Source organism: Streptomyces sp. NPDC048696 (assembly GCF_043198895.1).
Lineage (GTDB): Bacteria > Actinomycetota > Actinomycetes > Streptomycetales > Streptomycetaceae > Streptomyces.
In genome coordinates this window covers 1-15,472 of the sequence record NZ_JBICVJ010000025.1, presented here as the reverse complement: position 1 = coordinate 15,472, position 15,472 = coordinate 1, and the positions used below count along the sequence as shown (strand labels likewise).

The following is a 15,472-nucleotide window of genomic DNA, read 5'->3' as shown; positions in this document are numbered from 1 at the left end:
TTCGCCGGAACCGGGGCCGGGGCGGATGCCGCCGACCTCGGTCCGGGGTTGATCCGGACGGGCGGCGGCCCACCGGAGGGGTCTGCGCAGGCGCAGGCGCCCCAGGCCGACGCCCTGCCGGGCATCGCTCCGGCCGACGTCTCGGTCACCGCTGCCCTGACCAGTGCCGCTCCGGCCGACGTCGTCCGGGTCGCCGCCGACACGGCCGCCATGGCCCCGGTCGCCGCCGACGCGGTCGCCGCCGCCCTGACCAGGGCCGTCCGGGTCGCCGCCGTGACCAGTGCCGCCCTTGCCGGTGCCGCCCCGGCCGACGTCGCCCTGACCTACATCGCCCTGACCGGCACCGACCCGGCCACCGCCGGTCTTGCCCCCGCGCCCCCGCCGCGCATGCCCCGCCCCCCTCGGGCGGGCCCGGTCCAGTACCGCCATCGCGATGCGGAACACCGCCGCCGGGACCACCAGACAGAGCAGGATCCAGAAGAGGGTGACGCCCCAGGGGCGGCTCACCCCCCAGGGCTGGGTGGCGAGGACCTTCTGGGCGTACTTCACGGAGATCTGGTAGTCGCCGTGCGCGCCCGCCGACAGTTCGAAGCCCAGTCTCACCTCGGTCTTCTGGCCGGGGTTGATCGTGCCCTTCCACTGGCGGTCCTCCCACTGGGGCGCGAACACGCCGTGGGAGGTGCCCAGTTGGAAGACCGGGTCCTTGACCGGGGCGGAGCCGAGGTTGCCGACGGTGAGGACGAGCGTGCGCGACGGCGGTGCGCCGAACCAGGTGAGCAGCCCGCTGCCGCCCCGCAGGTCGGGGGTGGTCAGGACGGCGAGGCGGCCGCCGTCGGCCTGGGTGGGCAGCGGCGCCACCGGGTGTCCCGTGATGGTCAACTCGGCGTCCACTGCGGCCTGTTCACCCGTCACCGTCGCCACATGCACCACGCACGGGCACGGCTTCGGGGGCGCGGCCACCGGCACCGGCTTGCTGAAGCCGCCCTTGGCGTCGGTGGTGACCGCGCGGCCGTCCGCGTTGGCGCAGGAGTTGGTGCCGCCGATCACGCCCGTACCGGGGCTGGACTGGCCGCAGACCAGGAGCATCAGCAGGGCGCCGGGCCGCCAGCCCGTACCGCTGACGGTGAGCTCCGCCCCCTTCGCCGCCTCTTTCTGCGCGAGCGTCACGACCGGCCCGCCGTCGGCGGCGCTCGCTCCCGCCGCCACCGGCGCGAGTGCCGCACACAGCAGCAGTACGGCCGTGACCAGCGCCGCCACCTTCGTACGCCTCGTACGCGCGGTACGCGGCCTCACGACGCCGCTCCTCTCCGCCGCCGGATCCCCCACCAGGCCGCGCCTCCCGCCAGTACGCACGCGAGACCCGCGACCGGCGCCCACGGCACGAACACGGCCGACGCCGACGCCTCGCCCCGCGCGCCCCCGGCCGCCGTGACCGTCAGGCGGACCTCGACGCGGTCCAGGGCGGGCGGGTGCGGCCACGGCTCGGTCAGCTCGACGCGGCGGCCGGGCAGCAGCTCCAGCGCGAGCGGCCGGGCCGGGCGCCGCAGCGGATGCCCGACGATCCCGTCGGCGCGCACGGCCAGGCTCGGGGCCAGGGTGGTGTTGCCCCGGTTGACCAGGGCGTATCGGATCAGGGACCGGCCCTCGTCGACATGGACGTCCTCGACGGTGAGCGCCGCCAGGGTCGGGCCGCCGACCCGCACCCGCAGCCCGACCCGCGCCTCGCGGCCGCCGCCGGACGCCACCAGCGCCGCCGGGTGGTCGCCGGGCTGGGCGCCGGCCGGGACGGTGACCGAGAACGGGACGTCGGCCCGGGTGTGCGGCGGGACACTCACCTCGGCGGCGGCGAGCGCGATCCAGGGATCGGCGTCGGGCCGTACGGTGACGGCCCCGGTGGCGGTGTTCTCCGCCGCGGCCCCGCGCAGCCGCAGGGCGAGCGGGCGCCCGGTCGGATTGGTGAGCGCGACCTTGTCCTCCAGGACGGAGCCGGGCGCGCCCTCCAGATAGAAGTACGGTCTGCCGTCGCCGGTGGGCCGCGTTCCGCCGCCGGGCGCGGGCGCGGCGCTCCACGGGGCGTCGGCCGCGCGCGCGGCCGGGGCGTCCAGGGCGAAGAGGGCGAGGGCCGCCGCGAGAGCGGCCAGGCGGATCGGGTGTGGCGGCATCGGCGGCTCCCCGTCGGTATCGGCTCGGCCCGGGTGCGTGGGTCAGCCCTGCGCCCGCTGCCCGCGCCGGGTCAGCCACAGCACCCCGGCCGCGCCGGTGAGCAGCACCGTGCCGCCGAGCGTGCCGAGCGCGACGGTCGAGTCGAGCGGGCCGGTCTTGGGCAGCGAGTCGGCGGCGGGGGCGCCGGGCGCCGCGGTGACGTCGAGGGAGAGCGAGGGGCCGGGGCTGTTGCCGGGCTTGCAGGTGGTGACGGTGCCCAGCGCCTTGATGGTGAGGACCGAGGCCGTGAAGGTGACCTTGCCGGACGCCTTGGGCGTGTACGTACCGGTCAGGTCGCTGATCTTGATGGGGCTGTTGGCCGGGATCTCGGCCGAGTTGGCGGGCCCGGCCACCGCGACCGTGCCCTTGTCGGCGCCGCCGAGGCCGACGACCGCGCTCGGGTTCATCGCGCCCGGGCCGAGCGCGACCGGGCTGGAGGAGACGCCCTTCTGGAACGACATGGTCAGCTTGTAGGCACTGCCGCTGGGGACCGCCTTGATGTCGATGGGCGAGACGGCGCTCTTGGGGCCGATCGGCGTCTCGCAGTTGTAGTTGACGTCCACGACGTCGGCGTGGGCGGCCGGGGCGGCCATCAGCACCACCGGGCCCGCCACGGCCGCCGCCAGCGCGAGTGCTGTCCGCTTCTGGTACGACACGTGCGACACCTCGAATTTCCCTCGTTCCCGAGGCCGTTCAAGTTACTGACGGCACATCAGATTGGCCGTCAAGGTACGCCGGGGACCTTGTCGAGGGAAGACACACAACACACCGGAGTGACGCCAGTGCTCTACGCGCCAGTGTTCGCCCGCGCTCCGCGCGGGCGCGACACCGCCGCTCTACGCCGGGGCGGCCAGCTCCGCCCAGACCGTCTTGCCCGGCACGCCCGGGGTCCGTACGACCCCCCAGTCCAGGCAGAGCCGCTGCACGATGAACATGCCGTGGCCGCCGGGCCGCCCCGCGCGGTGCGGGGTGCGGGGCGCGGGCTGTCCGGCGCCCCGGTCGCTGACCTCCAGGCGCAGCACCTTCGGGGTGCACGAGACCCGCAGCTGTTCGGGGCCCTCCGCGTGCAGGCACGCGTTGGTGACCAGCTCCGAGACGACGAGCAGCACGTCCTCGGCGGCCGCGCGCCCCTCGGCGGTCGCGGCGGGGAGCCAGCCCCAGTCGTGCAGCGCCTGCCGGGTGAAGTCGCGCGCGAGCGGCACGATGCCGCTCGCGCCGTACAGGGCGAGGACGCGCGAGGCCGCGGCCGGAGCAGCTCCGTCCGGCTCGGGGCCAAAGTCGCCCGGCGGATGCTGCCGGGTGGTGCTCATCAGCGCTTCACCTCACCGATTCACCGAATGCCAACGTCTTGAGTCTGGTCTCCTGCCCCGCCGCGCCGGGGTCAGTCGTCCAGTGCCGCATCGAGCGAATCATGCACGGTGAAGACCGCTTCCGCCCCGGTGATCTCGAAGACCCGGGCCACCACGGGGAGCATGCCCGCCAGGTGGACGCCGCCTCCGCCGGCCTCGGCCTTGAGCCGGGCGCCGAGCAGCACGTTCAGTCCGGTCGAGTCGCAGAAGTCGAGCCGCGAGCAGTCGACGACCAGCCGGGTGCGGCCCGCCGCGACCGCCTTCTCCAGCGGCTCGCTGAGCAGTTCGGCGGTGTGGTGGTCCAACTCGCCGACGGGCGTGAAGATCTCGCTGCGGCCGTGCGACCTGACGCCGACCTGAAGCCGGCCCCGATTCGCGCTACCGACCGTGCCGCGGTCCATGCCCGTCCCTCTTCGCCGTGGTTCGCCGCCACTCGCCGATGGCGGTGGCCGTGTTCCCCGTCACACGTGACGCACCTCTCCGTGCAGATGACGGCACACGGCTCTGTACACGCGGACTCCCCGAGAACACTACGCCTTCCCTACGCCCTCCGGAAGCCGGAGACCGCAATGAACCGGACATATAGGGAGATTCCAGCCTTGCGGGCTTACAACCAAAGCGGGTAGGGGTAGTAGAGACAGCTTTTCAACGCGACCGGCCACGGAGGCGCCGCACACCGCACCGCCACGTATGGGCATCGGCAGCCATATGCCGAGAACGATGGAGGAGACCCCATGTCACCCCGGCTCGACGAATCCCTGGATACGTCGGCACCGCACATGCCGCACCCCCCGCTCGAAGGACTTGAGGATCTCCCGGAGATCCCTCCCTACGACCAGATCGCCCCGCTCGACGCGCGGGCGCTGTCGAAGACGCTGTTCGCGCGTCTCGACTCCCTCGAAGAGGGCACCCACGAGTACTCGTACGTCCGCAACACGCTCGTCGAACTCAACCTGGCCCTGGTCAAGTTCGCCGCCTCGCGCTTCCGCTCCCGCAGCGAGCCGATGGAGGACATCATCCAGGTCGGCACGATCGGCCTGATCAAGGCCATCGACCGGTTCGAGCACGACCGCGGCGTGGAGTTCCCGACGTTCGCGATGCCGACGATCGTCGGCGAGATCAAGCGCTTCTTCCGCGACACCTCCTGGTCGGTCCGGGTACCCCGGCGCCTGCAGGAGCTCCGCCTCGACCTGGCCAAGGCGGGCGACGAACTCGCCCAGCAGCTCGACCGCTCACCGACGGTGGGCGAGCTCGCCGAACGCCTGGGCATCAGCAGGGAAGAGGTCGTCGAAGGGATGGCGGCGAGCAACGCGTACACCGCGAGCTCGCTGGACGCCCAGCCCGAGGAGGACGACAGCGAGGGCGCGCTCGCGGACCGGATCGGCTACGAGGACCACGACCTCGAAGGCGTCGAGTACATCGAGTCGCTGAAACCGCTGATCGCCGAACTCCCGCACCGCGACCGCAAGATCCTGTCGCTGCGCTTCGTCGCCAACATGACCCAGTCCGAGATCGGCGAGGAGCTCGGCATCTCCCAGATGCATGTCTCCCGGCTGCTCGCGCGCACGCTCTCACGGCTGCGCAAGGGGCTGACTGTCGAGGAGTGACGGTCGCGTTTCCCGACATCTGTGCGAGGGCCCGTTCCCGCTGGGGACGGGCCCTCGCACATTGCCCTGGGCCTTGTTGACGAACCGTGCGACCTGGGTCACATTGAGCGCGGGGCAACCGGGGGGTCTGGGGGGACTCATGCCGTACGAGACCACGTGCTCGACGCTCGAAGAGACCATGCGGGACCGGCTTGGGCTCGAGTGCCTGTTCGTGCCGTCCTGCCGGCTCGGACTGTATGTGGCGCTGCGCCACTGGTGCGCGCCGGGCGGGCGGGTCCTGATGTCGCCCGTCAACGACGACGTCATCTTCTTCGTGGTGCTCGCGGCCGGGCTGCGGCCCGTGCAGGCGCCGCTCGACCCGCGCGACGGCTCGCTCGACCCGGCCGCCGTCCCCGAGGACCTGTGGCCGGACCTGGCCGCCGTCCTCACCACCAATCTGTACGGGAACCCGGACCCGGCACCCGCCCTGCGCGCCAAGTGCGACGAGCTGGGGATACCGCTCATCGAGGACGCGGCGCACGCCATCGGCAGCGAGGTCGGCGGGCGGTCGGTCGGGACGTTCGGGGACGCCTCGGTGTTCTCGCTGTCCAAGCACACCGCCGCCAAGGCGGGCGGCTTCCTCGCCGTCGCCGACCCGGGGCTGCGCGAGGCCCTGGCCAAGACCCGCGACGAGCTCCTGGAACCGCCGCGCCGGACGGCCGAACTCGCCTACTGGGTACGCCCGTACGCGGAGGCGGCCGTGCGCGGCGCTCGTCTGGCGCCCGCCGCGTGGGCGGTGCTGCGCATGCTCGGGCTCCAGGAGCGCGACGACATCCGGATGGCGCTCAGGCCCGACGAGCTGCGCCGGGCCGCCCAGGCCGCGCCCGACCTGGCCGCCTTCCACTCCTGGGTGCGCGTCGACATGCACGACTACCGCACCGGCGCGGGCCAGCTCCGGCTCGCCCGGATCGGCCGCAGGCTGGGCCGCCTGGACGCCGTACTGGACGCGCACCGGGCCGGGACCGAGCGGCTGCTCGCCACCGAGTGGGCGCGGCCGGGCCCGGGGCCCGCGCAGCCGCTGTTCCGGGTGCCGCTGCTCGTCGAGGACCGGGACGCGGCCCGCGCGGCGCTCGCCGAGGCCCGGATCACCGTCGGCTACCTCTACGACCCGCCGCTCGACGACTACGCGGGCGACGCGTTCACCGACCCCTCGCCCGCCCCCGAGGCCGCGCGCTGGTTCGCGCGGCACGCCCTGCCCGTCGACCCGCTGAAGGCCGAGCTCGCCGTCCGGGTCCTTCAGGAGTCCGGGGCGCGGCCCGCGAGAGGCGGCCCCGGCGGTGTCTGACACCACGTCCGACGCACGCCCGGACGGCGTCGGGGACGTCGTGGGCACCGGGGATCCCAGCGCCGTGGACGAGCCGGCGCCGACGGGCGAGGGCAGCGGTGACTCCATGTTCCGCAACGCCTACGCCCTGATGCTCTCCACGGCCGTCTCCGCCGCGCTCGGCCTCGGGTTCTGGCTGGTCGCGGCCCGCTACTACAGCGAGGAGTCGGTCGGCCAGGGCTCCGCCGCCATCGCCGCGATGCGGCTGCTCGCCTCGATCACCGCCACCACCATGACCGGCGCGGTGGTGCGCTATGTGCCGCGCGCGGGCCGCTCTACCGGGCCGCTGGTCGTCCGCGCGTACATCGTGAGCACGGTCGTGGTGAGTGTGGCGAGCGTGGGCTTCCTGTTCACGCTGCCGCTGTGGGGCGCCTCGTACGCGCCGCTCGGCGGGCTCGCGGCCGGTGCGCTCTTCACCGCGGCCTCGGTCGCCTGGGCGGTCCTCACGCTCCAGGACGGGGTGCTCACCGGGCTGCGCAAGGCGATCTGGGTGCCGGTCGGCAACGCGGTGTTCTCGCTCGGCAAGCTGCTGCTGCTCGCCGCCTGCGCGGGCCTGACCCTGGGCGTCTTCGTCTCCTGGGCGGCGGCGATGGCCCTGTCCATCCTGCCGCTGGGCTGGCTGGTCTTCCGCAGGCTGATCCCCGCGCAGGAGTACGCCGACCGCGACCGGCCGGTGCCTCAGCTGCGCGAGATCGGGCGCTTCCTGGCGGGCGACTCGGTCGGCGCGCTCTTCTCGCTCGCGATGATCAATCTGCTGCCGGTGATGGTCGCGGTCCGGTTCGACGCCACGCGGAACGGATTCTTCTATATCGCGTACACGGTCGGCGGAACGATGGAGTACATGGCGATCAACATGGCCTCCTCGCTCACCGCGCACGCCTCGCACAGCCCGGACCGCCTCGCCGACGGCGTACGCGGCGCACTGCGGCGGATGGCGCTGCTGCTCGTCCCCGTCGTCCTCCTCCTGATCGTCTTCGCCCGGCAGATCCTCGCCCCGTTCGGCGCGGACTACGCCGAGCACGGCACCCTCGTCCTGCGCCTGCTGGCGGCGGCCGCGCTCCCCCGGGTCGCCGTCGAGCTCTACATCGCGGTGCTCCGCGTCCAGGGCCGCACCGGCGTCCTCGCCCTCCTCCAGGGCGCCATGTGCTCCCTGGTCCTCGGCAGCGCGGCGGTCCTGCTGGGCACCAACGGCATCGAGGGCGCGGGCTGGGCGGTCCTGGTGTCGATGACCGGCATGGCGCTGGTCTCCGTACCGGGTCTGCGCATGGCCCTCGCGGGCCGCGCCACCGTGCGTACGCCGCGCACCAGGCGCACGGGCGAGGAGTACGGCACGAGCTGGGCCCGCAAGGCGGCGCTGGCGCGGACCGAGGAGGCCAAGGAGTACGGGACGCGCTGGGCCACCCAGACCGCGTACCTCAGCGGCGGCCTCGACACCGGCACCCCGGCGCTCGGCATCCCCGTCTACGTCCCCGGGCCCGCGCCCGGCACCGCGACCGCCACCACGCTGCATCTGCGGACGATCCCTGCGAGCGCTCCGGACAGCGGGGACGAGCCGCTGCTCACCACCGTGCTGTGGCTGCTGCTCGGACTCGCGGCGGGGCTGTTCTGGGTGCCGCTGTCGCGGGCCGCCGACATCCGCTCCGAGCGCGTCGACGGCGCCGGGCTGCTGCGCGCGCTGCCGCCCGTCTCGCTCACCGCCGGGGTGCTCCTGATCGTGGTGTGCAGCGCGGCCGTCTCGCTCTACCGGGCCCGGCCCGGCCTGCTCGCCGCCGGGCTCGGGGTGACGGTGGCCGCCCTGCACACCGCGCCACTGATCCTCGGCGTACGGCCGGACCCGCTGGCCGGGCCCTGGCACGGGCCGCTGACCCGGCTGCTCACCCAGGTGGCCGGGTTCGACTCGCCCGCCGGGGCCGAGCGCTGTCTGCCCGTCGCGCTCCAGGTGCTCTGCCTGGCGCTGGTCGCGGTGACGCTGATCGCCCTGGGCGCGCACTGGCGGCTCACCTCGGTGGTGGTGTGGGTGCTCGCGGTGGCCGGGTGGGCGGGGCAGGAGGCCTTCGCGCGGGCCGCGCTGCCGGTCTTCGCGGGGCTGTGCGCGGTGGCGGCCACGGCGGTGGCCCACCGCCGCCGGTACGGGAGTTGACCGCTCACCTCGCGCGGGTGCGCTCGGCCGCGCCGCGCGTCGCGGCGGGCAGCGGCAGGCCCGGGAAGGCGGCGGCGACCGAGGCGAAGACGGCGAGCGACACCAGGAACGCGGTCGCCGAGAACCCCTTCACCAGGAACAGGCAGGTCGACACCAGCGCCCCGAAGGAGAGGCTGAGCGGCGCCGCGAGCGCCAGGGCCTCCAGGCGCGCGCCCGGCCGCAGCCCGGCGGGCTGCGGATAGAGCAGCGCGAAGCCCGGCCCGAAGGTGACGAAGAGCAGCACCGGGATCCAGCGGGCCGGCCAGGCGTCCGGCAGCAGGGTCGCGGCCAGCGCCACCCAGCCGGACAGGGCCACGGACACTCGGACGCTCTTCTGGTTCACGGTCACTGCGGCGGCCTCCGGTCAGCGGGGCGTGGGCTGGTAGGCGAGGACGGTCGCGTACGCGTTGCGGTCGATCACACGGAACAGCGGTGACGCCGCCAGCTTGGCTTCGAGCTCCTGGAACCCGCCGGGCGGCAGCAGCCCCTCACCGGCGGTGTAGATCTCCTGGGTGCGGGTGAGCAGCACGAACGCGGGTCTGCCGTCCTTCGGCAGCTGCGGCGCCAGGAACCCCGCCGGGTCCTTGAGCATCCTGATGTTCTCCGGCAGCGTCTGCTCCACGAAGAACCAGTGCTCCAGCTGGTCGTAGCGGTGCAGCGCCATCGGGAAGGAGCCGGTCGCGGCGAGGATCAGCGAGCCGCGCGGGGCCTCGTCGATCACCCGGGTCACCAGCGCGGTCTCGGCGGGCGGTGTGTAGTACATCCGCTCCTTGCCGTAGTACGCGGGCAGGAACCCGGCGACGAGCGCGAGCAGCACGGCGGGCAGCGCCACGGCCGCGATCCGCCGCCGCACCACCGGCCGGACGCCGATGCGTACGGGGATGCGCGCCAAAAGCCGTATCGGCTCCCTGGCGCCGCCCGGCGCGGGCACCAGGGCGGCGGCGGCGAAGAACGCGGCGCCGGGAAGGCCGAACAGATAGACCCGGAAGAGCATTTCGCCGCCGTAGTCGTTGATCGCGAACATCGGTACGGGCGCGATCGAGATCAGCAGCAGCGGCAGCGCGCTCTTGAGCAGCCTGCGCCGGGTCAGCACGGCGTAGGCGGCGAGCGCGGCCACCACGAGCACCATCACCACGTCGGCCCGGCCCTGCAACACGGGCCCCGGACCGGTGAGTTCGCCCGCGTATCCGGCGCGCGAGTTGTTGAGGAGGTTGCCCGCGGACTCCTTCAGCGAGTCCAGCGTCTCCACGAACAGCTTGCGGCCCATCGTCAGGTCCCAGATCAGCATGATGACGCCGGTGACGACGAGCAGACCGGGGTTGCGGTAGCGGCGGGTGAGGTTGAGCGCGAACAGGCAGACGCAGAGCATCACCGGGGTGAGCTGGTGGGTGAAGTTGATCGCGGCGATCAGCGGCGCCAGGATCAGTACGCACACCGCCCGCTGGCGGGCGGTGGTGGGCGGGGGCACGGAGGCGGCCGCCGGGTCCAGGTTGGCGCGCGAGCGCAGGTCACCGGCGGCTCCCGGCCGTACGAAGTGCCGCAGGACCACGGCGAGCACGGACAGGTGCAGGATCAGTGCCAGACCCTGCGGCGAGAAGTAGTCCTGGCCCACCCAGTTGGCGACCTCGAAGATCCACACCCCGGTCCACACCAGCCGCCAGTCCTCGGCGAAGGTGCGGTAGATCAGCACCAGGACCGGGATGAGGATCACGCCGTAGAAGAGCGCGGCCCAGTTGAGGTACGACTGGGTGCTCTGCACGCCGAAGGCGCGCACCAGCGCCGAGTTGAGCGTGAAGAAGCCGGGCCACTGGTCGTAGGCGGCCATGTTGCCGGAGAGCGGCGTGTTCGGATGCAGCTCCTGGTTGACCATCAGATGCGTGACGACCGCGTCGTGCTTGGAGGCCCAGGGATAGCGCACCGAGTCGTACAGGATCGCGGTCGGCGCCTTCAGGGCGAAGAGCAGGGCGACGCTGTAGAGGCCGGGCCACCAGGGCGCGGTGCCCGCCCGGCGCAGGCTGACGACGAACCCGGCGGTGAGCACGGCCAGCGAGAGGAAGAAGGCGGCGGGCAGCTTGTCGAGCAGACCCCAGTCGCCCATGTGCCGGTAGTCGATGTGCGGCAGCGCGTACAGCCACAGAGCGGTGGCCACGGCCAACGGCAGCCAGGTGAAGAGAATTTGAGGCCGCATCAGATCGGGAGCCGACCACTTCGGGAGGCGCGCGGATCCGCCCGTCCCGCTGTCTTCTTCGCCGCCCTGACCGGGGGGCGCGCTGCCTTCGGTCACCGGCGCGGGCACCCGTTGCTGCACAGTGCGACTCCCCCCACGGATGTGGTGTGCGGCCGTCACGCCGCCGTCCCCTGGCTGTCCCCTTCAGCGAAGTATAGGAACATCCTTCGCCTTTGTGATGCTGTCGTACGGTCCCGCTCCGGACCCGATCGTGCGGCCTCGACCAGGTCCGACTCGCTTACGGGCGCGCTCATCCGGCGAAGACCGGGCCCCGCGCCACCGCCCTCGCCCTGCGGTACAGCCGCCATCCCACGGTCGCCGCCGAGTCCCGGTACGGCGCGACCCGGGCCCCCTCCCCGGCCAGCCACGCCTCGACGTCCGCCACGGTGTGGGTTCGGCGCACGATCAGCCGGGCGATGCGGTACGCGTCGTCGGCGTCCGAGCTCAGCGCGTGCCGTACCGCCACGGCGCTCTCATACCCGGCGGCGCGGGCGGCCCGGCGCACGGCGGGGCTGTTGTAGCCGTGCGGATAGGCGAGATGGGCCACCTCGTGGCCGAGCGCGTCCTCCAGCACGGCCTTGGATTCGGCCAGTTCGCGCCGCAGGGCCCCGGCGGTGAGCGTGTCGAGCTGGGGGTGCGAGACGGTGTGGCCGCCGATCTCCATCCCGTACCGCTCCAGGAGCCGCGCCCCGGCCAGGGTCATCATCGGCGCGGGCGGCAGCAGCGAGCGGCCGCCCGTGGTGATCGCGCCGGTGGTGAGGTACGCGGTCGCGGGCAGGGCGCGGGCGGCGAGCGCGTCGGCGGTGGGCCCGGGCAGATCGGCGAAGCCGTCGTCGAAGGTGAGCGCGACCGGCCGGGGCGGCAGCGGCGCCCGCCCGGCGAAGTGGTCGGCGAGCGCGCCGACGGTGACGGGGGTGCGCCCACTGGCCACGACCGCGTCGAGGTGCGCCGCGAACTGCCGTGGCGTGACGGTGAATTCGGCGATCCAGGCGGGCGGGTCGGCCATGACGGCGTGGTAGAGGAGGACGGGGATGCGGCGGTCCGGGGCCGTGTCCCGGCGCGTCATCGGGTCGGCTCCCACGGGCGGCGCAGGCCCCGTACCCGGTAGCGCGCCCGGAGGTAGCCGAGCGGGCCGTACAGCATGCCCCGGCGCTCCAGGCGGGACAGGCCGCGTGGCCACGGGTAGTCCTGGGCGCCGTGCTCGCCCGGCACGGACTGCTCGCCCGCCTCGCGGTGGGCGGTGATGGTGAGGGCGTGGGCCGCGCCGCGCGGCAGCCGTCCGAGCAGCGCGGGCAGCAGGGCGGGGCGGCGGACCAGGAGCGCGGTGAGGTACGCGGTGAGCCCGGCGCCGTAGCCGTACGCCTGGTTCTCCAGGTCCTGCCAGGTCTCGCGGTGGTGGTGCCAGACGAGCGCCTCGGGCGTGTAGCCGAGGCGGTGCCCGGCGACGACGATCCGCGCGAAGGCGTACAGGTCGTCGCCGCCCCTGGCCGGGGTGCCGGTGCCGGTGGCCGGGTCGAAGCCGCCCACGGCGCGCAGGGCGTCGGCCCGGAACGCCATGTTGGCACCGGAGCCGAATCTGCCGGCGGTGAACGGGAACAGCGGCTCGTCGGCGGGCGGCCGTGCGGGGTCGAAGCGGCGCGGCGCGAAGCCCTTGGTGAACCCGCCGTGGCTCTCCAGGAGGATCTGCGCGGGCGTGCGCAGCCGGGCGGGCAGGATGAGGCCGGTGACACAGCCGAGGCCCGGGTCGGCGGCGAACGGCGCGGCCAGCGCGCTCAGCCAGCGCCGGTCCGCCACCACGTCGTCGTCGGTGAACGCCAGAATCGTTCCGCCGGCCACCGCGACACCCCGGTTGTGCGCGGCGGCGAGCCCCGGCACGGGCTCGCGCACATAGCGCACCCCGCGCGCCGCGTAGCCCTCGACGAGCTCGCGGGTCTGGGCGGTGACGGGGTTGTTGTCGACGACCACGATCTCGTGGTCCGGATGGTCCTGGACGAGCAGCGAGTCCAGCGCGCGGCCGAGCTGGGCGGCCCGCTCCCGGGTGGCGACGACGACGGTGGCCCGGGGCAGCCGCGCGGGGGCCACGGACCGGCTCCCCGGCCCGGCCCCCGGTATCGCGTCCCACACCGCGCGGTCCTCCGGGACGTGCCCCGCCAGCTGTTTGCGGGCCGCCGCCGCCAGCACCTCGGCCGCGTCCTCGCCCGCCCTGACCCGGCCGATCACGGTGCCGACCGGGCGGCCCCGCAGCCGGACGAGCACGTACACCTCGCCCTGCCCGAGCGGCGGCCCGCCGGGCGCGGGGGTCAGCGAGAGCACCCCGCCGTCGAGCCCGTCGAGGTCCAGCTCACCGACGCCGATGCCGCCGTGCACGCCCTGCTCCCCGACCAGGGCCTCCGCCTCCGGCAGCCGTGGTGCGCGCGCGTGCGCTCCGCGTACGTGTGCTCTGTGTGCGTCTCCGGTACCGCGACGTGACATGCGACTCCCCCGTGGTTTTCCGGGTGGTGCGGGTGGTGCGGTGGCGGGGCTACTGCCCGCGCCGCAGGCGTCCCGCCTGCTTGAGCGTGCGCTGGGCGAGGGCGGCGAGGCGCGGCCGGGCGCGGACGAAGGCGTGCGCGCGGCGGGACGGCTCGCGGCCCAGCCGGTGCAGCGCGGCGCCCGCGCCCGGCCGCACCGCCGCGCCCTCGTGCACCGGGATCTCCCCGGTCTTCAGCGCGTCCTTGTACTCGGCGGCCCCCCGCCCCAGATCCAGCACCGCGATCCCGGCCCCGGCCGCCGCCTCGGCCATCCGCAGATGGAGCACGAGTCCCGGCGAGTACCGGGCGAACTCCGGGTCGTACGAGGGGAACCAGCAGGACAGCACCGTGCGCGAGCGCAGTCCGAAGTGCGCGGCGACCGGCCGGTCGGCGGCGTACAGGACCGACAGGACGCCGGCGCAGCCGGGCGCGTCGGTGTGCGCGAGATACCGCACCAGGGTGCTGATCCACTCCTGCGCGAACCGGTCGCGGCGGCCGGTGCGGCGGTACTGCGCGGACTTCCACTCCATCAGCTGCCGCAGCGCGCGCGGATCGCGCTCGTCGAACACGAACCGCAGCCCGCCCGCCTGCCGCCCGAGCCTGCGCTCCTTCGCGGTGGTGGTCCTGAAGAACTTGGGCGAGCGGACCTTCAGCCCGCTCTCGTACGCCTGGTAGCCCGCGCCCACGTCGACGACGAACGACGGATACGCGGCGGCCGCGCCCGCCGCGAACAGGTCCTGCCCGGCTTCCAGATTGTCGAACTCCCAGACGGAGAGGGAGCACGCGCGCAGCAACTCGCTCGCGTCCAGGGTGAGTTCGGGCCGGGCCACGATCCCCTGGCAGTCCGAGACGCCGAACCCGATGGCCCGCCCCCGCCCCCACGCGCCCCTCTCGAAGGGGAGGAACGCGGCGGGTTCGCCGTCCTCGTGGACCACCGCCACCCTCGCCGAGCGGCGTACGTGCGCCACGGCGAGGGTGAACTCGGGCTCCATGAAAGGGTTGGCGGGCGCGCCCGACTTCGCCCGTATGTCGCGCCATGTCTCCAGCTCACCGGCGTTCAGCTCGCCGGGTCTCACGACCCTGACAGGGCCACCGCGTCCACTGCTCAACTCGACCCCCCGGTCTCCCCCTGAGCACGCTGCCAAGGACGGTACCGGTCGAAATGTCGGGACGGTAGGGAGTGGCCCGCTCTTGTGACCGTACGGTGAAGGTGGCGGGCGAGGCCCGCTCTAGGGTTCGAGCGCGGCCGCCACGGCGGCCTCCGCGTGCAGCCGTGTCGTGGGGAACACCGGTACGGGGCTGTGTTCCTGACGGATCAACAGCTCGATCTCGGTGCACCCGAGGATGACACCCTCGGCCCCTTCACCGACGAGCGCCGCGATGACGTCCTGGTAGGCGCGCCGCGACTCGTCCTTCACCACGCCGAGGCACAGCTCCTCGTAGATGACGCGGTGCACGAGCGCGCGCCCGGCCGCGTCCGGGGTGAGGACGTCCAGGCCGTGGGCGCGCAGCCGGTCGCGGTAGAAGTCCTGCTCCATGGTGAAGGCGGTGCCGAGCAGAGCGACGCGCCGGATGCCCCGGTCCCGTACCGCCTCGGCCGTCGCGTCGCCGAGGTGCAGCAGCGGCACGGAGACGGCGGCCGCGACCTGGTCGGCGACCTTGTGCATGGTGTTGGTGCAGATCAGGACGAGATCGGCACCGGCCGCCTCGACCCCCTTGGCGACCCGCGCCAGGATCTCCCCGGCCAGCTCCCACTCCCCGGCGCTCTGCAGCTCCTCGATCTCGGCGAAGTCGACGGAGTGCAGTACGCAGCGGGCCGAGTGCAGCCCGCCCAGACGTTCGCGTACGAGCTCGTTGAGAAGCCGGTAGTACTCCGCGCTGGACTCCCAGCTCATGCCGCCGATCAGGCCGATGGTCTTCATCGGGCCACTCTAGGGCCCGTCCGGTGGATCTTGCCTGGGCCGCGGGGTCGTGGCACGCACATCTGCCGCGTTGTCGTCGGTTGCCGACGCTCCGCGTCGCCGCCCTCCTCCGC

Annotated in this window: 13 protein-coding genes and 1 pseudogene; 3 read left to right on the top strand and 11 right to left on the bottom strand. The window is 73.8% G+C overall.

Translation table 11 applies throughout. The features are described 5' to 3' along the window. Window positions 1–372: 372 nt before the first annotated feature. The 5 genes and pseudogenes from ACGFRG_RS33795 to ACGFRG_RS33775 form a co-directional block, all read right to left on the bottom strand. Window positions 373–1,293, bottom strand: a pseudogene (locus ACGFRG_RS33795) (neocarzinostatin apoprotein domain-containing protein); the annotation flags it as partial. Then, window positions 1,290–2,162 (bottom strand): hypothetical protein, encoded by an 873-nt coding sequence (locus ACGFRG_RS33790; protein ID WP_361426427.1) that lies wholly within the window; start codon window positions 2,160–2,162, stop codon window positions 1,290–1,292. The gene ACGFRG_RS33790 and the pseudogene ACGFRG_RS33795, both read right to left, overlap by 4 nt. Before the next feature lie 42 nt (window positions 2,163–2,204). After that, window positions 2,205–2,858, bottom strand: coding sequence for a peptidase (locus ACGFRG_RS33785; RefSeq protein ID WP_361426424.1), 654 nt, complete (start codon window positions 2,856–2,858; stop codon window positions 2,205–2,207). A 180-nt stretch (window positions 2,859–3,038) separates the two neighbouring features. Then, complete coding sequence (locus ACGFRG_RS33780) at window positions 3,039–3,512, bottom strand: ATP-binding protein (RefSeq protein ID WP_361426421.1); 474 nt, start codon at window positions 3,510–3,512, stop codon at window positions 3,039–3,041. A gap of 71 nt (window positions 3,513–3,583) precedes the next feature. Next, window positions 3,584–3,952: an STAS domain-containing protein gene (locus ACGFRG_RS33775; protein WP_361426418.1), complete on the bottom strand. Its 369-nt coding sequence runs from the start codon at window positions 3,950–3,952 to the stop codon at window positions 3,584–3,586. Between the two features lie 333 nt (window positions 3,953–4,285). Here ACGFRG_RS33775 and ACGFRG_RS33770 point away from each other — a divergent pair, with 333 nt between their 5' ends. The 3 genes from ACGFRG_RS33770 to ACGFRG_RS33760 all read left to right on the top strand — a co-directional run bounded on the left by ACGFRG_RS33770 (window position 4,286) and on the right by ACGFRG_RS33760 (window position 8,661). After that, window positions 4,286–5,158 (top strand): RNA polymerase sigma factor SigF, encoded by an 873-nt coding sequence (locus ACGFRG_RS33770; RefSeq protein WP_361426415.1) that lies wholly within the window; start codon window positions 4,286–4,288, stop codon window positions 5,156–5,158. A gap of 178 nt (window positions 5,159–5,336) precedes the next feature. Further along, window positions 5,337–6,482 (top strand): DegT/DnrJ/EryC1/StrS family aminotransferase, encoded by a 1,146-nt coding sequence (locus ACGFRG_RS33765; RefSeq protein WP_393270270.1) that lies wholly within the window; start codon window positions 5,337–5,339, stop codon window positions 6,480–6,482. Beyond that, entirely contained in the window at window positions 6,475–8,661 is a 2,187-nt protein-coding gene (locus ACGFRG_RS33760; protein WP_393270211.1) for a lipopolysaccharide biosynthesis protein, read from the top strand. The genes ACGFRG_RS33765 and ACGFRG_RS33760 overlap by 8 nt, the downstream gene beginning before the upstream one ends. 4 nt (window positions 8,662–8,665) lie before the next feature. On the opposite strand, the gene ACGFRG_RS33755 is transcribed toward ACGFRG_RS33760, so the two are convergent. From ACGFRG_RS33755 to ACGFRG_RS33730, 6 genes are all read right to left on the bottom strand, one after another. Further along, window positions 8,666–9,049, bottom strand: coding sequence for a hypothetical protein (locus ACGFRG_RS33755; RefSeq protein WP_361426409.1), 384 nt, complete (start codon window positions 9,047–9,049; stop codon window positions 8,666–8,668). A gap of 15 nt (window positions 9,050–9,064) precedes the next feature. Next, on the bottom strand, window positions 9,065–11,008 hold the full coding sequence (locus ACGFRG_RS33750) for a hypothetical protein (protein ID WP_393270208.1): 1,944 nt from the start codon (window positions 11,006–11,008) through the stop codon (window positions 9,065–9,067). A gap of 169 nt (window positions 11,009–11,177) precedes the next feature. After that, the gene (locus tag ACGFRG_RS33745; protein ID WP_393270205.1) at window positions 11,178–11,993 is read right to left on the bottom strand and encodes a polysaccharide deacetylase family protein; all 816 of its coding nucleotides are present in this window, start codon (window positions 11,991–11,993) and stop codon (window positions 11,178–11,180) included. Beyond that, window positions 11,990–13,282, bottom strand: a complete 1,293-nt coding sequence (locus ACGFRG_RS33740; RefSeq protein ID WP_393270267.1) for a glycosyltransferase — start codon at window positions 13,280–13,282, stop codon at window positions 11,990–11,992. Before ACGFRG_RS33740 ends, ACGFRG_RS33745 begins: the two co-directional genes overlap by 4 nt. A gap of 166 nt (window positions 13,283–13,448) precedes the next feature. Continuing rightward, complete coding sequence (locus ACGFRG_RS33735; RefSeq protein WP_393270202.1) at window positions 13,449–14,513, bottom strand: GNAT family N-acetyltransferase; 1,065 nt, start codon at window positions 14,511–14,513, stop codon at window positions 13,449–13,451. Between the two features lie 153 nt (window positions 14,514–14,666). Then, the gene (locus ACGFRG_RS33730) at window positions 14,667–15,359 is read right to left on the bottom strand and encodes an aspartate/glutamate racemase family protein (protein ID WP_393270199.1); all 693 of its coding nucleotides are present in this window, start codon (window positions 15,357–15,359) and stop codon (window positions 14,667–14,669) included. Window positions 15,360–15,472: the final 113 nt, after the last annotated feature.

Coding starts and splice junctions, on each gene's coding strand:
- ACGFRG_RS33745 (WP_393270205.1), bottom strand. CDS start 11,993: ATGACGCGCCGGGACACGGCCCCGGACCGCCGCATCCCCGTCCTCCTC.
- ACGFRG_RS33780 (WP_361426421.1), bottom strand. CDS start 3,512: ATGAGCACCACCCGGCAGCATCCGCCGGGCGACTTTGGCCCCGAGCCG.
- ACGFRG_RS33775 (WP_361426418.1), bottom strand. CDS start 3,952: ATGGACCGCGGCACGGTCGGTAGCGCGAATCGGGGCCGGCTTCAGGTC.
- ACGFRG_RS33730 (WP_393270199.1), bottom strand. CDS start 15,359: ATGAAGACCATCGGCCTGATCGGCGGCATGAGCTGGGAGTCCAGCGCG.
- ACGFRG_RS33790 (WP_361426427.1), bottom strand. CDS start 2,162: ATGCCGCCACACCCGATCCGCCTGGCCGCTCTCGCGGCGGCCCTCGCC.
- ACGFRG_RS33765 (WP_393270270.1), top strand. CDS start 5,337: ATGCGGGACCGGCTTGGGCTCGAGTGCCTGTTCGTGCCGTCCTGCCGG.
- ACGFRG_RS33770 (WP_361426415.1), top strand. CDS start 4,286: ATGTCACCCCGGCTCGACGAATCCCTGGATACGTCGGCACCGCACATG.